22 protein-coding genes are annotated in these 23,215 nt (G+C 70.7%); 15 read left to right on the forward strand and 7 right to left on the reverse strand.

What is annotated here, in order from left to right:
* Position 1: 1 nt before the first annotated feature.
* The 4 genes from IE262_RS08330 (at position 2) to IE262_RS08345 (ending at position 2,663) form a co-directional block, all read left to right on the forward strand.
* On the forward strand, positions 2-916 hold the full coding sequence (locus tag IE262_RS08330) for a hypothetical protein (RefSeq protein WP_189872879.1): 915 nt from the start codon (positions 2-4) through the stop codon (positions 914-916).
* The gene (locus tag IE262_RS08335; protein ID WP_134039907.1) at positions 913-1,140 is read left to right on the forward strand and encodes a Trm112 family protein; all 228 of its coding nucleotides are present in this window, start codon (positions 913-915) and stop codon (positions 1,138-1,140) included. The genes IE262_RS08330 and IE262_RS08335 overlap by 4 nt, the downstream gene beginning before the upstream one ends.
* Positions 1,141-1,255: 115 nt before the next feature.
* Entirely contained in the window at positions 1,256-2,083 is an 828-nt protein-coding gene (locus IE262_RS08340; protein WP_134039906.1) for an FkbM family methyltransferase, read from the forward strand.
* A complete protein-coding gene (locus IE262_RS08345; RefSeq protein ID WP_189872427.1) occupies positions 2,058-2,663 on the forward strand; it encodes a hypothetical protein in 606 nt (201 codons plus the stop codon). Before IE262_RS08340 ends, IE262_RS08345 begins: the two co-directional genes overlap by 26 nt.
* Positions 2,664-3,226: 563 nt before the next feature.
* Here the strand turns inward: IE262_RS08345 and IE262_RS08350 are convergent.
* On the reverse strand, positions 3,227-3,421 hold the full coding sequence (locus IE262_RS08350) for a hypothetical protein (protein ID WP_134039904.1): 195 nt from the start codon (positions 3,419-3,421) through the stop codon (positions 3,227-3,229).
* 8 nt (positions 3,422-3,429) lie between these two features.
* On the reverse strand, positions 3,430-4,281 hold the full coding sequence (locus IE262_RS08355; protein WP_189872429.1) for a helix-turn-helix domain-containing protein: 852 nt from the start codon (positions 4,279-4,281) through the stop codon (positions 3,430-3,432).
* Between the two features lie 249 nt (positions 4,282-4,530).
* Here IE262_RS08355 and IE262_RS08360 point away from each other — a divergent pair, with 249 nt between their 5' ends.
* Together IE262_RS08360 and IE262_RS08365 are read left to right on the forward strand one after the other, a co-directional pair.
* Positions 4,531-4,944 carry an ATP-binding protein gene (locus IE262_RS08360; protein ID WP_189872431.1) on the forward strand — a complete coding sequence of 138 codons (414 nt, stop codon included), beginning with the start codon at positions 4,531-4,533 and terminating at the stop codon, positions 4,942-4,944.
* A gap of 108 nt (positions 4,945-5,052) precedes the next feature.
* Positions 5,053-5,613: a DinB family protein gene (locus IE262_RS08365; RefSeq protein WP_134039901.1), complete on the forward strand. Its 561-nt coding sequence runs from the start codon at positions 5,053-5,055 to the stop codon at positions 5,611-5,613.
* Between the two features lie 91 nt (positions 5,614-5,704).
* Here IE262_RS08365 and IE262_RS08370 read toward each other — a convergent pair whose 3' ends face one another.
* A complete protein-coding gene (locus IE262_RS08370; protein WP_134039900.1) occupies positions 5,705-6,496 on the reverse strand; it encodes a DUF1963 domain-containing protein in 792 nt (263 codons plus the stop codon).
* A 296-nt stretch (positions 6,497-6,792) separates the two neighbouring features.
* Here IE262_RS08370 and IE262_RS08375 point away from each other — a divergent pair, with 296 nt between their 5' ends.
* The 3 genes from IE262_RS08375 to IE262_RS08385 are packed head-to-tail and all read left to right on the forward strand — an operon-like array spanning position 6,793 to position 9,316.
* Positions 6,793-7,098 (forward strand): hypothetical protein, encoded by a 306-nt coding sequence (locus IE262_RS08375; protein WP_189872433.1) that lies wholly within the window; start codon positions 6,793-6,795, stop codon positions 7,096-7,098.
* Between the two features lie 6 nt (positions 7,099-7,104).
* Complete coding sequence (locus IE262_RS08380) at positions 7,105-8,718, forward strand: alpha/beta hydrolase (protein ID WP_189872435.1); 1,614 nt, start codon at positions 7,105-7,107, stop codon at positions 8,716-8,718.
* Positions 8,719-8,734: 16 nt separating this feature from the next.
* Positions 8,735-9,316: a hypothetical protein gene (locus IE262_RS08385; protein WP_134039898.1), complete on the forward strand. Its 582-nt coding sequence runs from the start codon at positions 8,735-8,737 to the stop codon at positions 9,314-9,316.
* Positions 9,317-9,504: 188 nt separating this feature from the next.
* Here the strand turns inward: IE262_RS08385 and IE262_RS08390 are convergent, their stop codons facing one another.
* Both IE262_RS08390 and IE262_RS08395 read right to left on the reverse strand, forming a co-directional pair.
* Positions 9,505-10,392, reverse strand: a complete 888-nt coding sequence (locus IE262_RS08390) for an ATP-grasp domain-containing protein (protein WP_189872438.1) — start codon at positions 10,390-10,392, stop codon at positions 9,505-9,507.
* Positions 10,393-10,473: 81 nt separating this feature from the next.
* Positions 10,474-10,863 (reverse strand): VOC family protein, encoded by a 390-nt coding sequence (locus IE262_RS08395; RefSeq protein ID WP_189872440.1) that lies wholly within the window; start codon positions 10,861-10,863, stop codon positions 10,474-10,476.
* A gap of 209 nt (positions 10,864-11,072) precedes the next feature.
* Here IE262_RS08395 and IE262_RS08400 point away from each other — a divergent pair, with 209 nt between their 5' ends.
* Positions 11,073-12,152, forward strand: coding sequence for a MerR family transcriptional regulator (locus IE262_RS08400; RefSeq protein WP_229877155.1), 1,080 nt, complete (start codon positions 11,073-11,075; stop codon positions 12,150-12,152).
* A gap of 104 nt (positions 12,153-12,256) precedes the next feature.
* Here IE262_RS08400 and IE262_RS08405 read toward each other — a convergent pair whose 3' ends face one another.
* Entirely contained in the window at positions 12,257-15,277 is a 3,021-nt protein-coding gene (locus IE262_RS08405; RefSeq protein ID WP_229877156.1) for an amidohydrolase family protein, read from the reverse strand.
* Positions 15,278-15,652: 375 nt separating this feature from the next.
* The gene (locus tag IE262_RS08410; RefSeq protein ID WP_134039894.1) at positions 15,653-16,360 is read right to left on the reverse strand and encodes a FadR/GntR family transcriptional regulator; all 708 of its coding nucleotides are present in this window, start codon (positions 16,358-16,360) and stop codon (positions 15,653-15,655) included.
* Positions 16,361-16,667: 307 nt separating this feature from the next.
* On the opposite strand from IE262_RS08410, the gene IE262_RS08415 reads away from it, so the two are divergent.
* The 5 genes from IE262_RS08415 to IE262_RS08435 all read left to right on the forward strand — a co-directional run bounded on the left by IE262_RS08415 (position 16,668) and on the right by IE262_RS08435 (position 23,209).
* Positions 16,668-18,098, forward strand: coding sequence for an SLC13 family permease (locus tag IE262_RS08415; protein WP_189872442.1), 1,431 nt, complete (start codon positions 16,668-16,670; stop codon positions 18,096-18,098).
* A 53-nt stretch (positions 18,099-18,151) separates the two neighbouring features.
* Entirely contained in the window at positions 18,152-19,621 is a 1,470-nt protein-coding gene (locus tag IE262_RS08420; RefSeq protein WP_189872444.1) for an acyl-CoA synthetase, read from the forward strand.
* Positions 19,614-20,951 (forward strand): carboxyl transferase domain-containing protein, encoded by a 1,338-nt coding sequence (locus IE262_RS08425; RefSeq protein ID WP_189872446.1) that lies wholly within the window; start codon positions 19,614-19,616, stop codon positions 20,949-20,951. Before IE262_RS08420 ends, IE262_RS08425 begins: the two co-directional genes overlap by 8 nt.
* Before the next feature lie 147 nt (positions 20,952-21,098).
* The gene (locus tag IE262_RS08430) at positions 21,099-21,458 is read left to right on the forward strand and encodes a CU044_2847 family protein (protein ID WP_134039969.1); all 360 of its coding nucleotides are present in this window, start codon (positions 21,099-21,101) and stop codon (positions 21,456-21,458) included.
* On the forward strand, positions 21,455-23,209 hold the full coding sequence (locus IE262_RS08435; protein WP_189872448.1) for a VMAP-C domain-containing protein: 1,755 nt from the start codon (positions 21,455-21,457) through the stop codon (positions 23,207-23,209). Before IE262_RS08430 ends, IE262_RS08435 begins: the two co-directional genes overlap by 4 nt.
* Positions 23,210-23,215 lie beyond the last annotated feature (6 nt).

Here is a 23,215-nt window from a genome sequence, read left to right on the forward strand (position 1 = left end):
AGTGGCCGCGGCCCTGCTGGCGAACGCGTTGTACAGCACCGGATTCGTCCTGGAGAAGCGGGCGTTGAGTTCACTGCCACAAGTGACCGTTCGCCAACCCTTCCGGCTGCTGCGCCTGGTGCTCGGCAGCCCGCTGTGGATCGGCGGCTCGCTGGCCCTGGCCGCCGGCTTCGCCGCCCAGCTCGCCGTCTACCGCACCCTGCCGATCGCCGCCGCGCAGGGCATCTTCGTCTCCGGGCTCGTGCTGCTGGTCCTGCTGTCCGCGCGGCTGCTCGGCGAGGAGACGACGGGCCGCGAACGGTACGCGCTGGGCGCGATCCTGACCGCGCTGCTGATGGTGGTCCTGTCGCTGGACGAGGCCTCCGACACGGTGAGCCGCAGCGCACCGTACGCCCTTGTCCTGACGGTCTGCCTGCCCTCCCTCGCCCTCGGCGTGTGGCTGTACGCCTCGGCCGAGCGGCGCGCCCGGCACCGCCACCGGCTGCCCACCACGGGCGTCGACTACGGCGTGGCGGTGGGCCTGCTGTACGGGGTGAGCTCGCTGGCGATCAAGGGTGTGTCGAGCCATCTCACGACGAGCGCCCCCGTCGAGTCCCTCCTCGCGCTCCTGCGCTCCCCGTACCCGTATCTCCTCCTCTTCACCGGCGCGTTCGGGCTGGTCATGTCGCAGGCGGCGCTGCAGCGCTCCCGGGCCTCGCTGATCGTGCCGGTGTGCACCACCGTGACCTCCCTGTTCACCGCGGTGCTCGGCACGCTGTCGTTCGGCGAGGCACTGCCCGACGACCCGCTGCGGTTGGCGCTGCGTGTGACGGGCACGGCGCTCGCGGTGACCGTACTGCTGTCGATGCCGAAACACGACGCGCCCCGACCCGCACCCCAACCACCCGTGGGTGCCAAGGAGTTGACACCACCGTGAACCCCGAAGACCCCCTCCTGAAGATCCTGGCGTGCCCGCTGGACAAGGGCCCGCTGCACCTCGTGGTCCAGCGGGAAGCCCCCCGGTCGCCCGAGGCGCTGTACAACCCGCGTCTGCGCCGCCGCTACCCGATCGTCGACGGCATCCCGCAACTGCTGCCGTCCTCGGGTGAACAGGTCACCGAGGACGAACACGAGGAACTGACCAAAGGGATGCGGAACTAATCAAAGGGCTGAGGAACTGACCGAAGAGACGAGGAAAGAGACGAGGAACTGACTGAACAGATACGGATGAGGAACTGATCGAACAAGACGAGGAACTGATCGAACGGATATCGCCATGACCCTCGCCGCCCGCCTCGCCCCTCACCTGCCCACCCGGCTGATCGCCGCCGCGGCTGGACTCGTCTACCCACGCTTCGAGCCGGAGCTCGCGCGCCTCGGCGACCTCTGCCCGCCGGGCTGCGGCACGGCGGTCGACGTAGGCGGCTGGTACGGCCCGTGGACGCGCCGCCTCGCCGGGCGCGCCCACCAGGTGGTCACCGTCGAACCTGTCCCCCACCTGGCCCGGCTGCTCACCTCGACGGCCCCCGCGAACGTCCGCGTGATCCAGGCCGCCGCCTCGGACCACCCCGGCACCGCCCGCCTGTGGCTGCCGCCGGGCGACGAGGGCGAACGGGGCGTGTCGTCCCTCGTCCGCCGTGACATCCACGCCCGCGCGCTGGATGTCCCCTGCGTCACGCTGGACGGTCTGGGCCTGCGGGACGTCGACTTCATCAAGATCGACGTGGACGGCAGCGAGCCGGCGGTCCTGCGCGGCGCGAGGGGCATCCTGGTCCGCGACCGTCCGGCCCTCTTCATCGAACTGGAATCCCGTATCCAGCCGATCGCCCCGGTCGTCGACCTCCTCGCCGGCCTCGGCTACGCGGGCTGGGTCCTCCCCGGCCGCACCTGGCTGCCCCTGGACCCGGCGGCGCTGGAGAGCCATCAGGCACGGGCGTCACATGTGGTGTCGCAGGGCCTCCTGCGCCGCGTCCTGCCCTTCTTCCGGGGCCCCCGATACGTGAACTCGGTCCTGTTCCTCCCGGATGGCCGCCGCCCGGGCGCACCGGCCAAACGCCCCATACGCCACCATGGAGCACATGCCCTCCGCAAAGCCCCCCGGTAGGCCCGCCAGCCCCTTCACCCCGCTCGACTTCCAGCTCGTCCTGCTGCGCCGCATGGCCGACCACAATCCGGACCTGGTGGCGGAAGCCCGTCGTGAGCTGGGCGTCTCGATCACCGACATGCGCGAGGCCAACAAGCGCTGGCAGGCGATGCTCCGCTCCCCGCGCCCCCGCGCGGCCACCTCCCGATACCGCTCGATCCTGGGCGAACCCGAGTCGGTGGCACTCCGGAAGATCGGTGACCTGGAGTGCGAGGCCCTGCGCTGGCCGGTCCCGTTGTGGCCGGACCTCCGCTTCGAGGTGATGCTCGCCCCGAACGGCACGGTGTGGAACGAGTGGCTGGTCCGCGCCCCGGCCGCCGCCGTGCCCGAGCTGCGCACGCTGGACGACCTGACCCCCTGGTCCTGCACGGTCGACGAGGCCGCCCGCGCCTTCGCCCCCGCCCGCCCTTTGGAGGGCACCGCCCCCACCCGCTTCGGCCTCGCCTTCACGGCCCCGGACGCGGACGGCGTACGACGGGAGTGCGTGGCGGAGTTCACGTGGGGGTTGCTGCAGCGGGTGGCGGTCGGCAGCCACGGATAGCTTGCTCCGATCCGGGGGCGTGGGCCTCAGAGCAGGTGATCCGCCTTGCCGGCCTTGATGTCCAGGATCAGTACTTCCGCAACTGGGCCGCCGGGTAAAAAAATTCAGGCCCGTGAGAAGTCGGCATCTTGTAGCTGCATCCGCCCCGAGGCCGAGACCGAGTCCGGCCTCCGGTTCTGGACCGTCCTCATGCAAGCTGAGCGCATGATCGGATGGCGAATCCGGAAGGAAACGATCGTCACGTCAGACAGCTCACCGGCGAGCAGTGGAAGTTGATCGAGCAGTTCCTGCGGGTAGGCGCGTACGACCCGTACTCCGAGCGACTGCGAGTGGCAGCTCCCGCCCCAAGCCTCTACGGCCGGCGGCGTGCCCTACCTGCGGCTGGACAGCGAACGGCATCCGCAGAGGCGCTGGAGGAGTGACAGCGCTCCACTGAACGACGGGCGGCCCGGCCGACGGGCCGCCTCGGCACGACCTCCGTCCGCGGGCCCTGGCCGGCATTGCGGCCAGGAGCGTTCGGCGGGGTTGATGTTCGTATGCCATCCGGCCAGGGGCCGCAGCCCTCAGAGCAGGTGATCCGCCTTGCCCGCCTTGATGTCGAGGATCAGTGTGCGGAGTGCCTCCCGGCTGTCCGTGAGGTAGTGGTCCTCGGCGCCGGTTATGGCGATGTAGGCGTTGCCGGTGTCGTCGGTGCCGAGGCGGAAGCAGTTGTTGCCCTCACCGCAGAAGGGTTCTTCCCAGGCGATGCGATCGGTCACGACGTCTCCTACAGTTCACTGGCGATCTTGTGGATGACGTCACGTGATGCTTCTGGGCTCATCGCTGCGGCGTCCATCCAGTCCAGATGCGCACGGTACTTCGTGAGCTGTGCCTCGGCATGGGTGAATTCCGGTCCGTGTGCCGAATCCAGTTGAACGGTGTCGAGCTGGGGCACGAGCCCGTCCGCGTAGAGCAGAGCGTGTCCCGCTCCGGGGAACCCGCCCTTGGACGTGGGGATCACGAGGACATCGATGTTCTCCCGTTCGGACTGGGCAGCCAGATGCTTGAGTTGCTGCCGGGTCGCTCCCCTGCCGCCGTAGGGCATGCGCAGGGCGGCTTCGTGAACGTAGGCGATGTACGAGAGCGGGTGGGGCCGTTCGAAGACCTGCTGGCGCTCGATACGGTGCGCCACGCGCAGTTCGATCTCCAGTCGGCTCAGCGGTGGCAGCACAGCCGCGAAAACGGCGCGGGCGTACTCCTCGGTCTGGAGCAGTCCCGGGGCGTGCATGACCTGCGCTGTCCGGACGCGGGCGGCGTGCCACTCCAACTCGGCGATGTCCAGGAGCCCGGCGGGCAGCGTTCCTCTGTGACGCTCCCACCATCCGCGTTCCTTGCCGGATGCCATGGCCTCCAGAGCTTCAACATAAGTCTCGTCCGTGCAGGCGTAGTTGCAGGCGAGGGTACGAATGCGCTCAGGAGAGAAGGGGCGGATGCCTGACTCCATGTTGGACAGCCGGGTCCTGTCGATGCCCAGAAGGCCTGCGGCGTATTCCGTGGTGGCCCCCGCCGCCAACCGCATCTTGCGCAGCTCCGCGCCGAGGCGCTTCTGCCGTTCCGTCGGAGTGGTTCTGGTTGACATGACGACAGTCTGCCTGTGCAGGAGCAGGCGCGTCCACGCTCGATGGGGGTAATTATCTCCGAATGAATGGACACGGTGACCCCGCGAACCCTACATTCAGTAACGCATCAGCCGCGCACGGTAGTTGAAAGTGCATCGCGCGAGCCTGCCCGCGTACTCCTCCCCTGGGAGGGGCGGGGCCCGCGCCAGGGAGACGAGCCACCTACTGCCACGACTCACCTCTCAACCCACCCGGAACGGAGATCACCCATGCCCGAACTCACCCCCTGGGAATGCCACCTGCAACTCCCCAACGACCCCCGAGCCCCACGCATCGCCCGTCACACCATCCGCACCACCCTCCTCAGCCACGCCCACACCCCCGAACTGACCGACAAGGCAGAGCTGCTGACCTCGGAACTCGTCTCGAACACCGTTAAACACTCCGACGGCCCGGTCTCCGTCAGGCTCAACTCCTGCCCCGCAACCATCCGCGTCGGCGTCATGGACAACCACCCCGAACTCCCCTCTGCCGTGCCCTCCACCTCCGACCAGGACTTCGGTCGTGGCCTGTTCCTCGTCGACGTCTTGGCGGACACGTGGGGCCGTTACCCGCTGGTGCCCAACTCCAGGACGCCCGGCTGGAAAGTGGTCTGGTTCGAACTGTCCGTACTTCGGGGGTGACCCAGCATCACATGGGCCGGCCGACGGTGATCAGGTAGCAGGACCGGCATCTCGCCCGCGGGGTAAAGAAGTAGCGAGCTTGGGGCCTCGCGGACGACCATGAGCCGCATGAGTGACCAACCCGCACGATGGAGCCAGGCCACCGTCTACCCCGACATGTGGGCTGACCCGGAGAACGACCCTCGCGACAGGGAGGGAGCCGGTCCGGAGGGCGAACTCGCGACGCTGCAGGAGTTCCTGAAGGACTACCGCACGACCCTGCGGATGAAGTGCGAGGGCCTGGACGCTGAGCAACTGGCCCGTCGGTCGGTTCCGCCGTCGACCATGTCGCTGCTCGGCCTGCTCCGCCACCTCGCCGAGGTGGAACGGGACTGGCGCAACTGGATCACCGACGATGACCCGCTGCCGAAGCTGTACGGCGAGCGGGACGCGGACTTCAACGGAGCAGTCGCCGAGCAGGCCGAGGTCGACGCCGCCTACTCCGATCTCGCGCGCGAGCAGGCCGCGACCGACGCCGCGCTGGCCGAGCACCCGGACCTGAGCGAGCGTCTGGGGAAGGACAGGACCTCGGTGCGGGAGCTGATGGTCCACAGGGTCGAGGAGTACGCCCGCCACTGCGGCCACGCCGACCTGTTGCGCGAGTGCATCGACGGAAGGGTCGGCCAGTAACGAGAGCCCGCAACTGGAGTACCACGGCCTGTCCGGCGGATCATGTGGCCATTGGGCTGCGCCGATCCGGCAGGAGGTGGAGTGCCGGTCATCACTCGCCCTGCTGGACACGCACCTGGCTGAAGTCACCCGCGCGTAGCGCTTCTGCCGTGATCATGTAGTAGAGCAATCCCCCGTCACCCCACTGGAACTCGTCGTCGCTGGAGAGCTGGAGGAGCAGAACCTCGTCCTCTCCGGTGAGGGCACCCTGCTGGGGCCACGGCCAGCCGAAAGCACGGTGACCATCGGCGTAACCGTCCGTGCCCGGAGGCCAGGTCGTGTGAATGTCGTATGCCTCGACGACTGAGTTCCTCTGCTCGTAGCCCGGGCCGAGGTCGAGGGAACCGACGACGGACTCCTCGTGGCCCGGCAGCGTGATTATGGGGTCCGCCCACGCTGGACGCTGGTCGAAGACGAACGCGGACGCCGGGGCGGGTGTCTCGACCGCTCTTTCCGGCTTGGCAGCGATGACCCGCCAGGCGCGTGGGTCGTCGAACGGGTTGATGCCGTCGTATTGCTCGTAGTCCAGGTAGGGCTGGACATGGAAGAAGTTGAGCAGTCCGGGGCTTGTGTGGAGTTCCTCGCCGAGCCAGGGGGCCAGGGCGTCGACGTCCAGTACTGCGAGAAGGCTGAGCGGTATGCCGTCGACCTCCGGCCAGTGGGTTCCGGGGTCCAACAAGGCTGTCCCACCCAGGCGACACCGGCCCGTGGGCGGGCCTCCGTCACTGATCGGGGTGATCAAGTGGCCGCGGCGGGCCAGCGCCGCCATGTTCCGTCCACCGTGCTCCCCCAGTACCTCAGCGCAGTGCCGTTCAACTTCGGCCATTACTTCGTTCACGTTCATAGGAGCATCGAACCACCGCCCTACGACATCCAGCCGAGCGCAGGCCGCTGGCTGCGGGCGGAAAGGGTGGCAAGCGAGTCACTCTCCGCTTGCCGGGCGACCGGAGCTGTTCATCGGCCTGATGCCGGCACTGCTCGATGCGCCCGACATGCCAGGCGAGCAGAACACGGTGCTCTTGAAATCCTTGCCAACGGCCACTGCCGGCGGCTCGGGATCCAGTTGACAGGTACACGCATGTGTCAGTTACCATCTTTTGACATGGCTTGATGTGCCAGTTCAACGGGGGAGTTGAAGCATTGGCCGACAACATGCAGGTCAGACCCGACGAGCTGCGTGCCTCCGCGCGAGCCGCCGACATTCTGGCCGATGACAACGACAGCGAGATCAGCGCCGCCCTCAAGGGCACGCGAACGGCGGCCGATTCGCTCTCCGGCTGGAGCCTGGGCGCGCAGCTCACCGCGACCGCCGCAGACTGGGAGAGCGGCCTGAAAGGCCTGCAGTCCCGTGTCCGCAAGTCGGCACAGAATCTGCGCACCACCGCGAATTCCACCGACAGCACCGAGTCGCACGTCGCGCGGACCATGCGCGACGTCTTTGGGTGACGGGCCATGAGTAACGCGTTCAAACGCCTGCTCAAGCTGGACGTCTCCGATCTCGAAACCGCCGAGTCCCGCTGGAAGAAGCTCTCGGAACAGCTCGAACGCTCCCGGGATGCCCACCGTCACCGCGTGACCGGCCCCCTCCACGACGACTGGCGGGGCAAGGCGGCGGAGACCGCCCTCGATGCGATGGAGGAGCACGAGAGTCAACTGGGGCTCGCCGCACAGCAGACGATGCTGATCCGGACGACGCTCGGCACCGCCTCGCAGGAGCTGACTGCCGCCCGCGCCGACCTGGGCCGCGCGGTACGAGCCGCAGAAGACGACGGCTTCGAGGTGACCGATGACGGTGTCATCACCCCGCCCCCGGGCGGCCCGTCCCACTACGGCGGTTCACTCGACGACCATCGCGACGCCCTGAACCGCGCCCTGAAGCGGGCACAGGACGCGAACGACCAAGCCGTCGCCGACCTCGGCCGTCTTGAGGCGAAGGTGCTCACGTCCGCCATCGGCTGGCAGGACGCCGCAGGCGACGCCAATGAGATCTCCCGGCATGCCGGTGTGCGGGTCAGCGACATACCCCTCAACGATCTCGAAGCGGAGAACGCCCGCTGGTGGGCACTGTTGCCCGAGGAGAAGAAGGAGTTGTACCTCGCCGCGTATCCGGAGATCATCGGCGGCATGAGGGGCCTCCCCTCGGACGTACGCGACGAGGCCAACCGTACGGCGCTCGACAAGCAGCTGGAGGAAATGGACCAGAACCCGAGGCAGTCGCTCGACACCGAGGGTTACGCCTATCTGAGGCGCCGCAAGAACCTCATGGCGCTCAGGGACGCCCTCGACGAGGCGGACGGTGGTCCCGAGCGTAAGCGTCCATACCTGCTGATGCTGGACTCTGAGGGCGACGGCAAGGCGGCGGTCGCTCTTGGCAACCCCGACGCGGCCGACCACACCGCCGTCCTGGTCCCAGGGACCGATACCGACCTGGGTAGCGCCCCGGGCCAGATCAGCCGCGTCGACAGGCTGCACGACGCCGCGACGCGCGAGGCCCGTCCGGACGAAAGCGTCTCCACGATCTGGTGGCTCGGCTACGACGCCCCCGAGTGGGAAGGCGGCGACAAGTTGCCCTCCGGCGGGGTGAGCACTGAGGATCGCGCCAACGCCGGCGCGCCGGACCTGCAGAGGTTCGTCACCGGCCTGCGCGAGTCGCACCAGGGCACGCCCACCCACATGACGGTGATCGGCCACAGCTACGGCTCAACGACAGTGGGCGTCGCGGCGAGCCGGGACGGCGGCCTCGGCGCCGATGACATCATCGGGGTCGGCAGCCCGGGCATGCACGTCAACGAGGCCAAGGACCTGAACATCGACCCGGACCACGTCTGGATCGGCAACTCCAAGAACGACGAGATCGTGGACGGGTTCTCGGACTTCAACCTCGGCGACAATCCGGCCGAGGAACCCTTCGGCGGCAACAACTTCTACGTCGACCCCGACGGCGGGCACAGCGACTACTGGAACGAGGACAGCAAGGCACTGGAGAATCAGGGCAGAATCATCGCAGGGGAGCGGCCGCGAACAGTCCCCAAGAACGACAACGACTGGCCGCTCCTTCCTTGGTAGCAGGGAAGACGCGCCCGTGCACGGGCGTTGGGGGAAGATCTTGGTCACCGTACGGAGGGCACGCGGCGCGCTGTCCCTGGCCGCCGCGCTGCTGATTACCGCGGCATGCGCAGGCGGCGACAGCGAGGACGACAAGAACGCCGCCCTGCCGCGCAAGAGCGAGAAGCAGGCCCTGAGCGAGGCGCAGCAGTACACAGAGGCCATGGCACGCTACTCGGGTGTCGTGCTCTCTTCCGGTACAGCAGTGAAGGACGTCTACGACTGTGTCGGGAAGGACGACGAGATCGCCGAGGACGGCCGCTTCACCTTGACGTACCACATCAAGGGCGAGCTTCCCAGGGAGAAGCACATCGCAGCCGCCCGCAGGCTCAGCAAGGCACTCGAAGGGCACCGAATCACCGTCGACAGTCTGGACGAGAGGCCCGGCGACGACCGCCCGGTGATCCTGGACGGCAGCGTCGTCGGGAAGCAGAAGGAGCGGATCTCTCTCACCGTCGAAAGCATCGAGGCCCCCGACGGCCTGCAGTACGTGGTCACCACCCCCTGCTATCTTCCGCCGGGTGTGAGGCAACAGCGGTTCGGAGAGGGCCGTACGTGAGGTGAGGTCCGTATTGCCTTGCTGACCGGGGCAGGCAGGCTGGGCGGGGGCCGCCGGGCAGCTACGGCCGCGGCTGGGCGAACAAACCCTGCCCGGTCTCGACCAGGATGCCGCGCCCGGCAAGCCTGTTGACGCCTGCAGGACCACCGCAGGCTTGTCGGCCTTGGACGTCACTGTCGGCAGACCGGTCAGCCGCCTGCCGCCGCCCGGATCGCCTCCACCACCACCGGCAACGAGTCCGGGTGCAGATCGAGGAAGAGGGCCGGCTCGATCAACTCCAGTTCCATGACGCGAGGTTCGCCGTCGTCCCCGAGGATCAGGTCGACCCGGGCGTACAGCAGCTCGGAGCCGCCCGGTACGGAGGCCAGCGCGCGCTCGGCGACGTGGAGTTCGGCCGGGGACGGGGTCCAGGGCTCCAGGTCGGGGTGGGGCACCTTGTCCGCGTCGTACGCCGTGCCGGGGGCGAGGACCGCTCCCTTGCGGCTGGCGTGCAGCAGCCGCCCGCCGAAGTACTGCAGCGCCCGCTCACCGGTGACGTCGATGCCGCGCATGTACGGCTGCACCATCGCGGTGAACCCTTCCGCGTGCATCCGCGCGAGGTGCCGTACGGCCGTCTCCCTGTCCGCGGGCGTGTAGCGCGCGGCGTACCGGGCGCCCGCCCCGGACGTCGGCTTCACGACGTACTCCTGGTCGTCCGGGAGGTCGGGGGCGTCACCGGGCGCGAGATACCGGGTCGGTACGACGGGCACCCCGGCCGCCGCCAGATCCCCGAGGTACCGCTTGTCGGTGTTCCAGAGCACCACGTCCGCCGGATTCGCCAGCCGCGTGGCCTTCCCGCACCGCGTCACCCAGGCCGCGAACTCCTCCGCCCGCCAGCAGTAGTCCCAGGTGGACCGTATGACGGCGAGGTCGTAACCGGCCCAGTCGGTCTCCGGATCGTCCCAGTACACGGCGGTCGCGTCGGCCCCGGCCGCCGCCAGCTCCCGCAGCAGCACCGGCAGATCGCGGTCCTTGCTCGCCTCGGCTCCCGGGTCGTAGGTGACGAGCGCTATGCGGGGGTCGGGATGCTCCGTCATGGGAGGGGCTCCTCATCGGGTTCGCGTGAGCGTGGGCAGGCGGCCGGAGGCAGCAAGTCTGGCGCGGTGTGCTGGCTCCGATCAGGGGTGGCGGCCCGCGAGGACGCAGAACTCGTTCCCCTCCGGGTCGGCAAGGATGACCCAGCTCTCATCGCCGGTTTGGCCGACGTCGGCGTGCCGAGCACCCAGGTCGAGCAGGCGACGGACCTCTTCGTCCTGCTCCCTGTCCGTCGGGTTGACGTCGATGTGGAGCCTGTTCTTGACGGTCTTGCCCTCGGGCACGCGCGCGAACGTCAACGTCGGTGGCACCGGGCCAAGACGGGTTTTTCCTTCCGGCACCGCAGGGGAGCCAATCGCGACAAATCCATCTTCTTCTTCCTGCACCTCGTACTCAAGGACCGAGCACCAGAACCGGGCGAGACCGTGGGGATCGGCACAGTCGATCGCAAGCTCGGTGAACTTACTGGCCATGTCAGGACTCCCCGTCACGTCGTTCGACCGTTCCGTACCGGCTTCAGCAGCGAAGCCAACAACATGCTCCGCAACCGAGGCAACCCATTTGACCTTCCCCTTCGGTGAAGCCCCAGCATCGGGAGCGGAACGAGGAACGGCCGGGGAACGGCCAAGCAACGGTCGAGGGTCGGCCGAGGAACGGCCGATACCGGGGCCGAGGGGGAACCGTGGGCATGCTGACGATCGGCGCCTTCGCGAAGGCGTGCCGGCTCTCGCCGAAGGCGCTGCGGCTGTACGACGAGTTGGAGTTGCTGCGGCCCGCCCGGGTGGACCCGGAGACCGGGTACCGCTACTACGCGGTGGAGCAGTTGGAGCAGGCGCGACTGGTGGCGTGGTTGCGGCGGCTGGGGATGCCGCTGGCGCGGATCCGCCAGGTGTGCGCGCTCGACGGGCCCGCCGCGGGCCGGGAGATCCGGGCGTACTGGGCGCGGGTCGAGGCCGAGACGGCGCACCGCCGGGACCTGGCGGCCTTCCTCGTGGACCACCTCACCGGCACCTCATCACAGAAGGACACCGCCATGTGGGAACTTCGTTACGCCGCCCTCTCCGACACCGGACTGGTCCGCCCTGCCAATCAGGACACCGCCTACGCGGGCGCCCGTGTCCTCGCCGTGGCCGACGGTTTCGGCTCCGCCGGGGCACACGCGTCCACGGCCGCCGTGGAGGCGCTGAAGGTCCTTGACCGTGAGACGTTCCCCGCCGGCAGCGTGCTGAATCTGCTGGACGACGCGGTGCGCGGCGCTACGCGGGCCGTACGGGAGGCCGCGGCGGCCGACAAGGAGGCGGGGACGACACTCACGGCGATGCTCTGGACCGGCTCGCAGCTCGCCCTCGTCCACATCGGCGACTCGCGGGCGTACCTGCTCCGCGACGGCGAGCTCTTCCGGATCACCCACGACCACACGCTCGTGCAGTCGATGGTCGACGAGGGCCGGCTGACGGTGGAGGAGGCCGCGGCCCACCCTCAGCGGCCCCTGCTGCTCAAGAGCCTGTCCGGGGACGGCGCCGCACCGTCCCCGGACCTCCGGCTCCAGGACGCCCTGCCCGGCGACCGGTATCTGCTGTGCTCCGACGGCCTGTCACGGGTGCTGACGGACCCGGACATCGAGCGGACCCTGGCGTCGGTTCCCGACCCCGAGGAGGCCACGCGCACGCTCGTCGCCGGGGCCAACGACGCGGGCGGTCCGGACAACGTGAGCTGCGTGGTGGCCGACGTGGTGGAGGCGGGGCACTTCCGGAACCTGTGAAGTCACTCCGGTCTCCAGGGTTTCCTTGGTCTCCATGGTCTCCGTGGCCTCCATGGGGTCCATGGGGTCCATGGGGTCACCGCCCCATGGAGACCGGAGGGCGGTCAGCAGCAGGAGTGCGAGGCGTGCTCCTCTCGGTGCCACCAGTAGCGGTCACTGGCGGGCTTCTGGGGGACGTCGGGGAGCACCGCGTTGCGGACGACGGGGGCGGCGGCGACGCGGGCCCCGCTGTCGGCTGAGGCCCGGGACTTCGCCGACCCTGTGACGAGGTCGTCCACACGGTGCACGGTGCCGCCGGTGACGACCTGCCGGACCGCGGCCGCCGCCGCGATGTCCTCCAGTGGATTGCCCTCGACCAGCGCCAGGTCGGCGAGCTTGCCCGGCTCGACGGTGCCGAGATCGCTGCTGAGTCCGAGGACGCGCGCGCCTTCCACCGTGGCCGAGTGCAGTGCGTCGCGGGGGCTCACTCCGTAGCGCACCATGGCCTGCAGGTTCAGGTGGTAGTAGACGGCCGGCGGGACCAGGGGGCTGTCGGTGCCGATGGCCACGCGGCCGCCGCCGTCGAGCACGCGGCGGATCGTTTCCACGTGGCGCTCGACGAACGCGAGCTCCGCCACCGGCTCCTTGGCGAGCGCGGCTTCGACGCCGTCGGCGAACTCCTCGTACTCGGCCGAGCTCATCAGCGCGGTCAGGCGGGGATCGCCCACCGCCCACTCGGCGTGGCGGTACAGCGCGGCTCGCACGGCGGGCAGGCCCAGTCCGGACAGCCCGAGGGTCGGTACGAGGGGCATGCCCGAGCCGGTCAGCGAGCCGATCACGTCCTGGTAGGTGTGGCCGAGGTGGGTCTCCTTCTGACGTCGCCCGTAGCGGCTGGTGCCGCCGATGTGCTCCACGCTGTCCCCGCCGAGGGCGAGCGGGCCGAACAGGTAGTGCGAGGTGGCCCGCAGGCCGAGGCGGTGGGCGCCCTCGATGGCCTCGCGCTGCAACGCGTACGGCAGCCGGACGTACGTTTTGACCAGGTCGTGGCCGAGTGCCTGAGTCTTGTTCAGTTCGCGCCGCAGTTCGGCGCCGCTGGTCACCGGTCGGCCGGAGGAGTAGTAGACCCGGGATCCGTCGATCAGGTCGCCCGCCGCGAACACCCGGGGGCCGCTGCGGCGTCCCGCGTCGACGGCCTCCTTGGCCTCGACCGCGTGGTAGTGCGCCGTGCCCGGCGAGCGCACGGCGGTGATGCCGTACGACAGCCACAGCCGGCCGGTGGCGTTGCGCTCCCAGGGCCCGTGTTCGTGGACGGCGATCAGACCGGGCATCGCGGTGAGATGGCGGGCGTCCACGATCCGGTCACCGGTCCGGGTCCGGCCCGTGCCGCGCGGGGCGACCTCGACGATGCGGTTGCCGTCGATGATGATGTCGACGTCACGGCGCAGCCTGGAGCCGGTGCCGTCCCAGACGGCGCCGGCCTGGATCACGGTGCGGCCGGACGGCTTGGCCTGGCGCCACGTCAGCTTCATCGGCACGGTACGGGCCCGGCCGCCCGCGGCGTCGGCGAGGCGCAGTCGGCCGTCGGACAGGTAGAGCAGCGAGCGGGAGTCGCCGCTCCAGGTGGGGGCGTCCGCGGTCTCCCCGTTGATCTCGCGGGATTCCCCGGTCGGCCGGCCGGAGGCGTCGACCGCGCTGACCCGCAGGGTGCCGCCGACGACGTAGGCGATCTGCCGGCCGTCGGGCGAGTAGACGGGGCCGCCGTCGATGCGGTTGCTCAGCGAGGCTCCGGGAACGGGCTCGCTGTAGTGGGCGCTGCCGGTGTCCAGGTCGACGGTGAGGATCTGGTTGTGGCCCTCACGGAAGCGCGGGGTGACCGGCACCAGGACGGAGGCGGAGATCCGTTTGCCGTCGGCCGAGAAGCTGGGCCGACCGGGGCCGTTGAGCGGGCCGACGACCTTGCGGAGGTCTCCGCTGGCCACGTCGACGGTGTGGATGGTGCCGGAGTCGCCGACGAACGCGATCGTCGAGCCGTCGGGACTGAACGCCGGGGTGCCGGCGGAACCGCCCAGGGCCGTCAGCTGCCGGCTGGTGCCGCTCTTGACCTCGTACAGCCACAGTTCCGCGGCGCCGGTGCGGTCGCTGCTGTACACCAGGGTGTCGCCGTCCGGGGACCAGTCGGGCGAGGTGTTGTAGTGCCCGTCGGAGACCACGGCCTTGGGCGCGGCGCCCCGGGGCATGATCCACAGGTCGCCCAGGGCGGCGAAGGCGACGCGGGTGCCGTCGGGCGAGAGCGCCGGGCTGACGATGCCCTTGACCTGCCGGGCAGCGGTGCTGTCGAAGTCCCGGGCGGCGGGCCGCTCTTCGACGCGGGGCACCGTGACGCGGGCGGTGAACTCGATGTCCTTCGCCACGCCGCCGCTGCCGCCGATGGCACGGCGGCGGATTTTCCCATCGGCCGTGTACAGCAACTCGTCCTTGGACACCCACCGGGCGGGGAAGGGGAAGACGTCCTCCCCCTCGTCGGTGACGGCCTTGCCGTCGACGACGAGAGCGGTGCCCGTCGAGGTGAGGTGCGCATAGGCGAGGCGGCGACCGTCCGGGGAGAAGGACGGACCGGCCACGAAACCCTCGGAGACGGTGGCCAGAGTGCTCCGCTTTCCGGAGGCGTCGACCATGTCGATGGCCCGGGGGGCGCTGCCGGTGCCCGAGGTGAAGGCGATCGCGGAGCCGTCCGGGGACCACACCGGCTGGGCCTCCTGAGCCTTGCCCTCGGTCCATGCCTCGCTCTTGCCGCTGTCCAGGTCCAGGACGTGGATGGCGTAGCGGCCTCCGGTCTCGACGGCGCAGGCGATCCGGGTGCCGTCCGGGGAGAACCGCGGTTCGCGGTGGTCGGCGGATCCGGTGGTGAGCCGACGCAGGCCGGTCCCGTCCGTGTTGATGAGCCACAGGTGGAAGGCGCCATCGACGAAGGAGACGAAGACGATCCGGCGGCCGTCGGGAGAGAAGTCCGGCTCGGTCGCCTCCTGCTCGATGCCGGTGAGGCGGGTGGCGTCACCGCCGGAGGCGGGTACGGTCCACAGGAGGTTGACCAGGTCGAAGGCGATGGTCTTCCCGTCCGGTGAGAGCGCCGCCGAAGCGTTGGTCATCTCACTGAGAGTGACCTGATCCCCGGTGGTCCGACCGCGAGGGGCCGCCTGTGCCGCGGTTTCCAGCGCCGTGGCGCCCCCGGCCATCCATATGGCTCCGGCCACGACCCCACTGCGCTTGGCAAAGGTCCGACGTGTGATGCTCAAGGCCCCACCTTCCGACGATCATGTACTTGCGAGAGACCGTAGAAGCGCGCAGAGGGCCGGGAGAACCCACGAATGATGGTCGATACATGAAATTAACCAAGTGACTAAGTGTCATAAGGGGCTGGTGGGACCGCTGAGGTGGCGTCAGGGGCCCGGCAGCCCAACACACGGGCCGGCAGCCCCCACACACGGGCCCGGCAGCCCCCACAGCGGGCGGCGGCGCCCCCGCTATCGCTCCCCTTCCGGGTCCCAGTCCAGCAGCCGCACCTTCGCCACCGTCCGCACATGGCGGCGCATCGCGGTGGCCGCCTGCTTGGGCTGCTGGTCGGCGATGGCGTCGAGGATGGCCTGGTGTTGCTCCAGGGAGCGGGTGGGGCGGCCGGGCTGACGGAGTGACTCCGTGCGGCTCTCGGCGATCTGGTCGGCGATGGAGCGCATGAACTCCGCGAGGATGCTGCTGTGCGCGGCCGCGGTCACGGCCGTGTGGAACAGACGGTCGCCCTCCACACCGTGGCCGTCCTCCTCGATCTCCCTGGTCATATGGGCGAGCGCGGACCTCATCGCGGCCAGGTCCTCCTCCGTGCGGCGCTCGGCGGCCAGTTCGGCGAGCTTCGTCTCCAACGCCTCGCGGGCCTCCAGGACATCGGGGAGACGACGGCGGCGTTCGACCATCTCCTCGACGGGCTCGACGTCGAGGCTGTCGCGGACCAGGTACGTGCCTCCGCCGTGCCGTGCCTCCACCAGGCCCTGGACCTCCAGCACCACGATCGCCTGCTTCACCGAGGCGCGGCTGACGCCCAGCCGCTGGGCCAGGTCACGCTCGGGCGGCAGCCGGTCCCCCGCGCGCAGACCCCCCTCGGCGACGTACTGGCGCAGCCGGTCGAGCACCTGCTCGTAGAGGCGCTGTTTCGTCATGGGGCGCAGGGCATCGGTCACGGCTCCCCCCTCTCGTCGGGAGCGTAACACCGGGTTCGGTCAGTGGCTGGCTGGCCGAGTGGCTGAGCCAATCTCTGCGCGACCTCTTGACGTGGCCACCGGCGGGCCCCACGCTGACCTGCCAGCACACCGGCAACCAAGTGGCTCAGCCACTCAGCCACTCAGCGCCTGGGACCCAGCACATCGGACCCAGCCACCTCCGAACCCGCACCTCCGAACCAGCAGCCCCGAACCAGCACCTCCGAACCAGCACTTCCGAACCAGCACCTCGGATCAGCCACTCCGGGACCCAAAGACGGGAGCCCGTATGTCCCCCGAACTCATCTCCATCCTCGTCCTCGTCGTGGTGTTCGTCATCGCCACGACCCGCTCCGTCAACATGGGAGCCCTCGCCTTCGCCGCCGCCTTCGGGGTGGGCGCACTCGTCGCCGACCTCGACGCGGACGGCATCTTCGCCGGCTTCCCCGGTGACCTCTTCGTCGTCCTCGTCGGCGTCACGTACCTCTTCGCGATCGCCCGCGCCAACGGCACCACCGACTGGCTGGTGCACGCCGCGATCCGGCTGGTGCGCGGGCGGGTGGCGCTGATCCCCTGGGTGATGTTCGCTCTCACCGGCGCGCTCACGGCGATCGGCGCGGTCAGTCCGGCCGCGGTCGCGATCGTCGCTCCGCTCGCGCTGAGCTTCGCCGTCCGGTACGGGATCAGCCCGCTGCTGATGGGCACGATGGTGGTGCACGGCGCGCAGGCCGGCGGGTTCTCACCGATCAGCATCTACGGGACGATCGTCAACGGCATCGTCGAGCGCGAGAAGCTCCCGGGCAGCGAGATCACGCTCTTCCTGGCCTCGCTCACCGTCAACCTGGTCATCGCCGGTGTCGTCTTCTTCCTCTTCGGCGGGCTCAAGCTGTGGGCTCGCGGGTCCGTGGCGGTGGACGGTGCCGATGTCGGTGATGGTGACGGTGACGGCAAGGCTGCGACCGGCGACTCCCGAGGCGGCGCAGGTGGTACGAGTACGAGTGGCGTGAGCGGAGGTACTGGCAGTACGAGCCGTACGGCCCCGGGCACCAGCCCCACCGCCGTCGCCACCGCCGCCCCCGCCGCCCCTGCCCACCCGGGTGAACCCGGCCCCGACACCACCCGCCTCACGCCCGCCCGCACCGCCACGCTCACCGCACTGGTCGCCCTCGTCGTCGCCGTGCTCGGCTTCGACCTGGACGCGGGCCTCACCGCGATCACCCTGGCCGTGCTGCTCAGCGCGGCATGGCCGGAGGACAGCCGCGTGGCGGTCGGGCAGATCGCCTGGCCCACCGTGCTGCTGATCTGCGGTGTCCTCACCTATGTCGGCGTGCTGGACCAGATGGGCACCATCACCTGGGCCGGTGAGGGCGTCAGCGGCATCGGCGTCCCGCTGCTCGCCGCGGTGCTGCTCTGCTACATCGGCGCGATCGTGTCGGCGTTCGCCTCGTCCGTGGGGATCATGGGGGCGCTGATCCCGCTGGCCGTGCCGTTCCTGGCACAGGGAGAGATCGGCGCGATCGGGATGGTGTCGGCGCTCGCGGTGTCGGCGACGGTCGTGGACGTGAGCCCGTTCTCGACGAACGGCGCGCTGGTGCTGGCCGCGGCACCGGACGTCGACCGGGAGCGTTTCTTCCGGCAGCTGATGGTGTACGGAGGGATCGTGGTGGCGGTGGTACCCGCGGTGGTGTGGCTGGTGATGGTCGTGCCCGGCTGGGGATAGCCCCACTGGCGGCGGCCACGGCAACAGACGGAAACAGGTAAGGAGTACAACCCGTGACCTCACTCTTCCCGGCCCTGATCGGCTCCCCGGCCGAGCGGCCCGCCCTGCGGTTCGGCAAACGCTCCCTGACGTACGCGGAACTCGCCGCGGCGGCGGGCGCGCTCGCCGGGAGGATCCAGGGAACGGGCCGGGTCGCCGTCTGGGCGACACCCACGCTGGAGACGGCCGTCGGCGTGGTGGCCGCCCTGCTGGCCGGGGTGCCCGCGGTGCCGCTCAACCCGAAGTCGGGCGACAGCGAGCTGGGGCACATCGTCAACGACAGCGCGCCCGCACTCGTCCTCACCGCGCCGGGTACTCAACTCCCGCCCGCGCTGGGCGACTTGGGGCGCCTGGAGATCGCCGTACGGGAAGCCGGACGGGAAGCCGGACGGGAAAGCGCCCAGCACTCCCTCACCGCCCTCACCGCCGACTCCCCCGCCCTCGTCGTCTACACCTCCGGTACCACCGGCCCGCCCAAGGGCGCCGTCATCCCCCGCCGGGCCATCGCCGCCACCCTGGACGCGCTGGCCGACGCCTGGCAGTGGACCGGGGACGACGTCCTGGTCCACGCGCTGCCGCTCTTCCACGTCCATGGGCTGATCCTGGGCATCCTCGGCCCGCTGCGGCGCGGCGGCTCGGTCCGGCACCTGGGGCGGTTCGGCACCGAAGGGGTCACCCAGGAGCTGAACGCGGGCGCCACCATGCTGTTCGGCGTGCCGACGATGTACCACCGGCTCGCGGAGGCACTCCCCGGCGACCCGGCGCTCGCGAAGGCGCTCGGTCGGGCGCGGCTGCTCGTGTCCGGCTCGGCGGCGCTGCCGGTGCACGACCACGAGCGGATCGCGGTGGCCACCGGGCGGCGGGTCATCGAGCGGTACGGCATGACCGAGACCCTCATGAACACCAGTGTGCGCGCGGACGGCGAGCCGCGCGCCGGGACGGTCGGAGTGCCGCTGCCGGGCGTGGAGTTGCGTCTGGTGGAGGAGGACGGGTCGGCCATCGCGGCGTACGACGGCGAGAGCGTCGGGGAGATCCAGGTGCGCGGCCCGAACCTCTTCACGGAGTATCTGAACCGTCCGGACGCGACGGCGGCCGCGTTCACCGGGGACGGCTGGTTCCGCACGGGCGACATGGCGGTCCGGGACGCCGACGGGTACGTACGGATCGTGGGCCGGAAGGCCACCGACCTGATCAAGAGCGGTGGTTACAAGATCGGCGCGGGGGAGATCGAGAACGCCCTGCTCGAACACCCGGCGGTGCGCGAGGCCGCCGTCACGGGCGAACCGGACGACGACCTCGGCGAGCGCGTGGTCGCCTGGATCGTGCCCGCCGACCCCGAATCCCCGCCCGGCGCCGGGGAGCTGGCCGATCACGTCGCCGGGCGCCTCGCCCCGCACAAGCGCCCCCGCGTCGTGCACTTCCTCGACGCGCTCCCCCGCAATGACATGGGCAAGATCATGAAGCGGGCGCTGAAGCATGCCTGAACCGGCCGCCCGGTACTCCGCGCGCGAGGCCGTCGCCCTGGTCGCCGACAACTTCACTGAACTACCGTGCCCCGCACGGGAACACGAGCCCGACGGCCCCCTCGCCTGGCAGGGGTACGACGCCTCCCGCGCCCGTGCCCGCGAGCGCACCGGTGAGCAGGAGTCGGTCGTCTGCGGTCGCGCGACCATCGGCGGTGTCGAGGCCGTGGTCCTCGCCTTTGAGTTCGGGTTCCTCGGGGGTTCGCTCGGGGAGCGGACCGGAGACCTGCTGGAGGCGGCGTACTCGGAGGCGCGTGCGCACCGGCTGCCCGTCGTGGCGCTCGTCGCGACGGGCGGCAGCCGGATGCAGGAGGGCATCCGCGCGCTCACCCAGCTCCAGCGGGTCGCCCGGCAGTCGGCGCTGACGCGGCAGGCGGGGCTGCCCCAGATCGCCGTGCTGCGGGACCCGACGACCGGCGGCGGCTGGGCCACCCTGGGCGCGGGCGCCGATGTCGTCCTCGCGCAGCCCGGCGCCCAGGTGGGCTTCGCCGGTTCCCGGGTGCGCCCGGCGGACGCGGACCCCGCGGCGTACACGGCCGAGGCCCAGGTGGCGGCGGGCGCGGCCGACGCGGTCGTACGGCCGGAGGAGCTGCGCGGGACGCTGGCGCTGTGGCTGGAGCTGCTGACCCGCCCCTCGTCGGAACCGGCGCCCCCGCCGAGCGCGCTCGGAGCTTCCGGAAGCGGCCTCCCCGACACCGGCTGGGCCGCCGTCCTGCGTGCCCGCTCCCTCGAACGCCCCCGCGCCGAGGCGTACTTGGACGCGTACTTCACGCGCCGGGCGGCCGTCGGCGGTGACCGCTGCGGCGGCACGGACCCCGGCATGCTGTGCGGCTTCGGCGAGCACGAGGGCCGGACCGTCGCGTACGCGGCCCAGTGCGGCACGGCGACCCGCCCCGCCGGGTACCGCACGGCGGCCCGGCTGATCCGCCTCGCGGGCCGGCTCGGTGTTCCCGTGCTGACGCTGGTGGACACGCCGGGGGCCGCCAACGACGCGGAGGCGGAGCGGCAGGGCGCCGGAGCTGCCATCGCGGACGTGTTCGACGCGGTGGCCACCGCCCGGACTCCGGTCACCACCCTGGTCATCGGCGAGGGCGGCTCGGGCGGGGCGCTCGCCCTGGCCGCGCCGGGCCGCACCTGGGCCACCCCGGACAGCTACTTCTCGGTGATCGCCCCGGAGTCGGCGGCCGCGATCCTCAAGCGCCCGGAGGAGCAGGTGCGTGCCACGGCCGACGAACTGCGGGTGCGGCCACAGGACTTGGTCGCGCTGGGGGTCGTACGCGGTATCACATGACCAGGTTGCGGTATCACATGACCAGGCCGCGCCCCCCTCGTTCGGGGTATGTGTACGGCTCGTGGAAAAGGGGACAGCGCGAGTACCGTCCGTGACAATAGGGTGGTTGATCGTCACAAACAACAGGACGGGCAGGACGGGGGCGTGGTGGACGGTTTGGTGGAGTTCAAGACCGACGACGGTGCCGTGGTCACGGTCGAGGCCGTCGACGAGGGGACCGGGGCGGGCTCGCGTCTCGTGGCCCGCGGGGACGACGGTGCGGTGCAGGCGACACGGACCTTCGAGGGCGCCCTGGGCAGCGTGCGCTCCGCGGCGGAGTCCGCGCTGCGGGTCTTCCGGGACGGTTCGCTGCAACCCGACGCGGTCGAGATCGAGTTCGGTGTGAAGCTCACCGCGGAGGCGGGCGCGTTGATCGCGAAGAGCGCGGTCGAGGGGCATCTCGTGGTCAAGCTCTCCTGGTCCCCAGGGCGGTCGGACGCTCCCCCGGAGACCAGCTCGCCGTCATGACCAGCGCTTCCTGGCACGCCAGGATCAGCTGCGGGCGCGACACCGGCGCCGGCTTCCTGGTCACCGAACGCCATGTCGTCACCTGCGCGCACGTCGTCGCCCGCGGCGCCACCGACCCGGTGAGCGTGTCCTTCGCACACGCCGCCGGGGAGCCGGTCGGCGCCCGCGTCATCGCGCACGGCGGCTGGGACGGCCGCGACACCGACCCCGGCGACCTGGCCGTCCTGGAGCTCGACCAGGACGTGGCGCTGAAACCGGCCGAGTTCGCGGCACCCGACGAGGCGTACGGCGACCCGCCGCGCAAGCTCCTCGCGTACGGCTTCCCGAAGCGGTACGAGGAGGGGACGCTCGCCGAGTACCGGGCCACCGCCGGCCAGTTGATCGCCGGGGAGTGGGTGCAGCTGGAGGCGTGGGCCGTGCACGGGCAGCCGCTGGTGCCCGGGTTCAGCGGGGCGGCGGTGACGCTAGCGGACAGTGGCCGGGTCGTCGGCATGGTCTCGGCGGCGGCCCGCGACCCCGGGGTCCGCAACGGGCGGATGCTGCCCGCGAACGTCATGGCCCGCTACTGGCCCCGCCTCGGCGACCTGATCCCCACCCCGGAGTACGACGGGCCGCAGAAGGAGCGGCTCCGGCTGCTGGTCGAGGAGGCGGCGCGCCACGGCGAACTGGAGTGCAGTCCCCAGCGGCTCTACGAGGAAGCCGTCACCGCCTTCGGCCCCCCACCCCCGCCGCACGGCTTCGCCTCGCTGTGGGACGCCGCCTGGTATCTGCTCTCCGAGGTGACCGACACGAAGGCGGCGGTCCGGTTCGCGGAGCGGCTCGCCGACTTCGTCGAGCACACGCCGACCCGGACGGCCCTGCGGTCCTGGCCGTACACCCACGCCGAGGCGGAGCCGCGGCCCGCGCCCCGCACGTCGCCCGCGCCCGGAAGCGGTACGGGCACCCGCTCCTGGTCCCCGATCCTCGTCGAGATCGCGCCCAGCGGCTCCGGGGACCAGCAGTTCCTGGTGGAGGTGTCCGCGTACAACGGCAGTCACCGCAAGGTGGTGGGCCAGCGCCGGCTGCCCGCCGACCGGGTGCGGCCGTACGCCCTGGAGCGCATCGACGAGGCGTACCACGCGCTGGAGCCGGGCGCCCGGGAGCTGCTCGCCTTCGTGCTGCCGCGCCGGTGGCTCAACGCGGACGTGGCGCACTGGCAGCGCAGCGCCGACGACGACAGTCCGCTCGGCACGTTCGCGCCGCTCGTCGTCATGGACCTGGAGCGGCGGCGCAGCGGCGGCCTCCAGCACAAGCTGCTGCAGAAGTGGCGGGAGCTCGACACGCAGCGGTCGGCCCGGCTGCGCCGTATCGGCTGCGGGAGTGTCGGGCAGGACCCGGTGAAGCTGACCATCGGGCTGCGCCGGGGCGCGGACATGGTGGGCTTCGGCGCCCCGCCGCGCGCCGACGGCACCCGGCGGCTGTTCCAGGCGACCCTGAACGCGGCGGTGCCGGTGATGCTGTGGCCGCGCTCCGGCTGCCGGGGCGGGCACACGCACGACGACTGCCGCGGCGCGGCCTTCCTGGACCGCCTCGCCGAGCACCTCGCGGGCCTGGCCCCGGGTGAACTTCCCTCGCACATCCACGAGTTGCGTGAGACGGCCTACGCGTCGGAGTCGCCCGAGCCGCACTGGGCGTCCGATCTGGCGTTGCTCTGGGAGGATCCCCGCTGTCTGCCCGATCCCGTCGGCTACCAGCACTCGCCGGTGGGGTGAGGCGCA

The organism is Streptomyces bluensis, assembly GCF_014650715.1.
GTDB lineage: Bacteria > Actinomycetota > Actinomycetes > Streptomycetales > Streptomycetaceae > Streptomyces > Streptomyces bluensis.